This window comes from Rhodohalobacter sp. (genome assembly GCF_041686455.1).
Taxonomy (GTDB): Bacteria; Bacteroidota; Rhodothermia; order Balneolales; family Balneolaceae; genus Rhodohalobacter.
The window spans coordinates 5,552-9,980 of sequence record NZ_JAWLDW010000099.1 but is presented as its reverse complement, the minus strand read 5'-3'; the positions used below and the strand labels follow the sequence as shown (position 1 = coordinate 9,980).

2 protein-coding genes are annotated in these 4,429 nt (G+C 44.1%); one reads left to right on the top strand and one right to left on the bottom strand.

Annotated features, from left to right (window positions below; translation table 11 throughout):
* The first annotated feature begins 804 nt into the window (after positions 1-804).
* The gene (locus ACESM0_RS10720) at positions 805-1,866 is read left to right on the top strand and encodes a CNNM domain-containing protein (RefSeq protein ID WP_372906207.1); all 1,062 of its coding nucleotides are present in this window, start codon (positions 805-807) and stop codon (positions 1,864-1,866) included.
* A 1,750-nt stretch (positions 1,867-3,616) separates the two neighbouring features.
* Here ACESM0_RS10720 and ACESM0_RS10715 read toward each other — a convergent pair.
* The coding region (locus ACESM0_RS10715; RefSeq protein WP_411289513.1) for an InlB B-repeat-containing protein at positions 3,617-4,429 on the bottom strand (813 nt) is incomplete at its 5' end.

Below are 4,429 nucleotides of genomic sequence, written 5' to 3'. Positions count from 1 at the left end.
CGAATTGAAGCCTGCCCCAGCGGGGCAGTATATTGGTAGCCCAGGGTGTAGCGAAGCGAAACCCTGGGATAGCAAGAGTGACATATATCAAATCGCCGAATAGAGAGTGTGGTTCCGGGCACTCGACTAAGTTGAGGCGATGATTCTCATAATGTGATTCAATCTAATATGTCATTCAACATACCTTCATTCCTCATTGTTGAACCGATACATTTCATTCTACAACCTCTGTTGATCCGCCTCTATTCAATTTGTCAACCCAAGCCAGCCCCTCTCTTCGGTGGGTGAATCTATTCATCCCTTTTACCCCAAGCTGACGCTTGGGGTTACCATCGTTTCGCTCTTACGGAGCTTTTTGCGTTAAAATATTATTAGAGAAAGCATCTCATAACACAGATAAGATTTGAATTCCAAAACATACAGATGGGATACCTGCCCCGGCGGGGCAGTATATTTTTTAGCCCCGGGTTTCAACCCGGGGTTACGAGATTGTCAATAAACCATCGCCGAACAGAGAGAATAATTCTGGGCGCTTAACATCATTGAGGCGATAACTCTATGGACATCTTTACATATAATCTGTAGTTCAACAATTCATAATTCATATCGTCAATCGCAGATCATCCTTCTGATATCTGATATTCAAATGAGTGTTTGATTTTCTTAAAAAAATTCCTGATTCACTCTTATCTGTCCAATTGTACATTCTAAACTGTAAAAAACCACTTCAAGAGATTTGTTATCATTTCTCGTATCTTAGCTTTCGTTTCGTGTACCGCGACCATTTTATATCAACTACTATTTATGACGTTACTGATTTTTTACCTGGCTCTTGCAATTGGAGTCTCTTTTTTATGTTCCATCCTGGAGGCGGTGCTGCTCTCCATGAACTCATCGTTCGTAACAGTTCTTCAGAAGAAAAATCCACGCGTAGGTGGGATCCTCAAGGATCTGAAAACCAATATAGACCGCCCCCTCTCGGCTATTTTAAGTCTCAACACCATTGCTCATACCGTGGGTGCGGCCGGCGTGGGTGCACAGGCACAGGTTGTTTTTGGCAATGCCTACGTGAGCATCACATCCGCAATTCTGACACTCGCCATTCTGATCTTTTCAGAGATCATCCCAAAAACGCTCGGCGCAACCTACTGGAAAGAGCTCTCCGGCTTTTCCGCTTACACCACCAAAGGTTTGATCTATGTTACCTACCCGCTGGTACTCCTTTCAATGGGTATTACCCGGATGCTCTCCCGGAATGATAAAGAACCGACCGTGAGTCGCGAGGAATTTAGTGCCATGGCCGAACTCGGTTTCGAGGAGGGAGTATTTGAGGAGGGTGAATCAAAGATCTTCAAAAACCTGATTAAGTTCCGATCACTGAAAGTGCGGGATGTAATGACGCCGCGTATTGTGGTCATCAAGTTTCGCGAGAATCTGACCATCAACGAAACCCTGGAAAAGAAAGAGCAGTTACACGTTTCTAGAATTCCGGTCTATGGCGATAACGAAGAGGATATTACCGGCTATATTTTAAAGAACGATCTTTATTACAATCTCTCGGAAGGAAATGGCCACAAAAAACTAAAGGATATCCGCCGTGATGTGATGATTGTTCCCGAGACCGCTTCGCTGAAGGAGCTGTTTGAGAGACTGCTCGAAAAACAGGAGCATATTGCCGTTGCCGTGGATGAGTACGGTGGATTTTCGGGTGTGGTGACCATGGAAGACGCCGTGGAGACATTGCTCGGCATGGAGATTGTGGACGAGATCGATACCATCGAGGATATGCAGAAACTAGCCCGCCAAAAGTGGCGTGAACGCGCCGGACGTCTCGGCATCGTGTTGCCCGATAAATTGAAGGAGTGATATTTTTGGGATATTCCCTATCAGCGTTTCACATACGTCAAATCCTTACAGTATATGGGTTTGAACGGTGTACGTTATACGGTTTACGGTTTACGCGATAAGGAATGAGGTGTGGGGTTTTGTTATTCCACAATATCTAATCCATTCTCACACTGATAAAATCTGGCCTTGATAAATCGGAGGGATAAGTGAGCAGGCAGGAGACGAAAAGAAAAACTTACCAGCCTCCACCGTCACCCACAAAGAACCGAATGCCTGCCACCAGTACACCAGTAGTACCTTGCGGCTTGATGTTAACCAATCAGTCTGCAAATATAGCATGCAGACGGAATCCCCTGCCTAAAGGGGTAGAATGTGATTAGCTGAGTGAAACTCGGGGTAAACGGATGATCTCCCATCCTCACCGAAAAGAGAGAGTGTTTCAAAGCTCCGGATAACATTGAGGCGATTACTCTCTGGATGTATTTATATCTAATCTGCCGTTCAGCAAATCACGAATCCAAATTTTTGCACCGGTTTATTTTACTCCACAATCTGGGTTAAACCGCCTCTATTCTTTTTTATACTCCAAACAAATCCCTCTATTCGGCGGGTGATTTTGAATTCTCACTCACACCCCAAGCTGGCGCTTGGGGCTACCAACATGCTGTCCCTCCGGGACAATTAATGATTCGTTCGCAGACCAGACGGGAGGCGACGGTAGCTTGGGCCTATCGTGATTCACTACCCCTGCCCTAACGGGGCAGAATGTGATTAGCCCTCCCGACCAAAAACGTCGGGACAGGCTGGGTGAATCTCAGCGGAACCCGGGGATATAGCAATACGATAATAAAATCACCGAACAGAGAGATAAGTTCAGAGCTCCGGAAAACGTAGAGGCGATGACCCTCAGCATGCGTTTATACCTAATCCGCCATTCAATAAATCATCAATCCACAATTTTGTTGACGAAATATTCCATTCCATAATCTGATTGGAACCGCCTCTATTTAATTTTTCATTCCAAACAAAACCCTCTTTTCGGCGGGGGAATCTGTTCATCCATTTTACACCACGCTCACGCGTGGGGCTACCAACATGCTGTCCCTCTGGGACAGTAATAGATCGTTTCTAGATCAGAATAGAAACTAGGATAACTTGGGCCTTCCATGATTCACTACCCCTGCCCCAACGGGGCAGAATGTGATTAGCCCTCCCGACCAAAAACGTCGGGACAGGCTGGGTGAATCTCAGCGGAACCCGGGGATATAGCAATACGATAATAAAATCGCCGAACAGAGAGAAAAGTTCAGAGCTCCGGAAAACGTAGAGGCGATGACCCTCAACATGTGTTTATATCTAATCCGCCACTCAATAAATCATCAATCCACAATTTTGTACCAATTCATTTCATTCCAAAACCTGTGTTAAACCACCTCAATACAGCTTTAAAATCCAAACAAATCCCTCTGTTCGGCTGGTAAATTATTGTGCTTCCTAAACCCCAGGTTTCGTTTCACTTCACTTAGGGCTATTCGTGTTTCACCTCTACGAGGTTTGGTCATTTACAAATTCAGCAGTTTATAATTCAAATCACCAATGGTATTTTGGTAATTAAATAAAAGGCATAGGCTGTACTAGTATCGAATTTCTGACTAACTGAAATCTGTAAACTTGGTCATGAGAAATCAGCGGAAATGTGAGCAACAGGTAGACGAAAAGAAAAACTCACCAGCCTCTCTCAACGACTTTGGTCAGTTAGGCGAGTTCCTTAAAATCCATCCTCAAAATCACTGAAGGAATCTTCAATATTTTTTTCGATTTGCTTCCTATCTCCCGAGTCGTTGGGATCAAGAAATCCGCCATCACTTCTCATAAACCACCCATCAAAATCAAGCGTTAAGGCGATGATCTCAGTCTGACCGCTCTTAATTTCAAGGTGTGGATTGAGCTCCACTTCAATATCATAATCTTCCGATGATCGATATGTAAAGTCGACACCATTAAACATCCCTTTAACAACCACTGAATAGCTGCCGGACCCATCTCTGAAATCAGAATCATCTATATCAGCTTTACTTTCGGGCTTTTTGATGTCAAGTTCGAGTTCTTCATAAAACCCATTCGGAATGTCAACATGTGTGATCTCAAATGGTGATCCATCGATTGGCACATTCAGTATAAAATCTTTGGTTTTAAAATCATCGGTTCTACGTGCTCCTTCTAGATCCATTTCCCTGATGTAAAATTTCACTTCCTGTACAGAAATCCCAAAATCTGGTTCCTCATCAAAAACAGCTGTAATCTGTTTGTCCTCATCCACAATAATTGTCTCCGGATTCGAACTGCCGGACAGATCTCCTCTCCACTCGCTGAATGTCCAGCCAGTATCCGAATTCGCAGTTAAGGTGACTTCTTCTCCCTCTGAATAGTTCTCCTTATCCGGATCTTTGTTAACAGACCCAGAGCCTTCTGTACTGACAGTTAGGGTATATTCATTCTCAACAACCTCATCAAAAACAGCAGTAATCTCCATATCATCATCAACAACAATTGAAGCCGGATTTGTACTTCCGGATAGATC

Coding starts and splice junctions, on each gene's coding strand:
- ACESM0_RS10720 (WP_372906207.1), top strand. CDS start 805: ATGACGTTACTGATTTTTTACCTGGCTCTTGCAATTGGAGTCTCTTTT.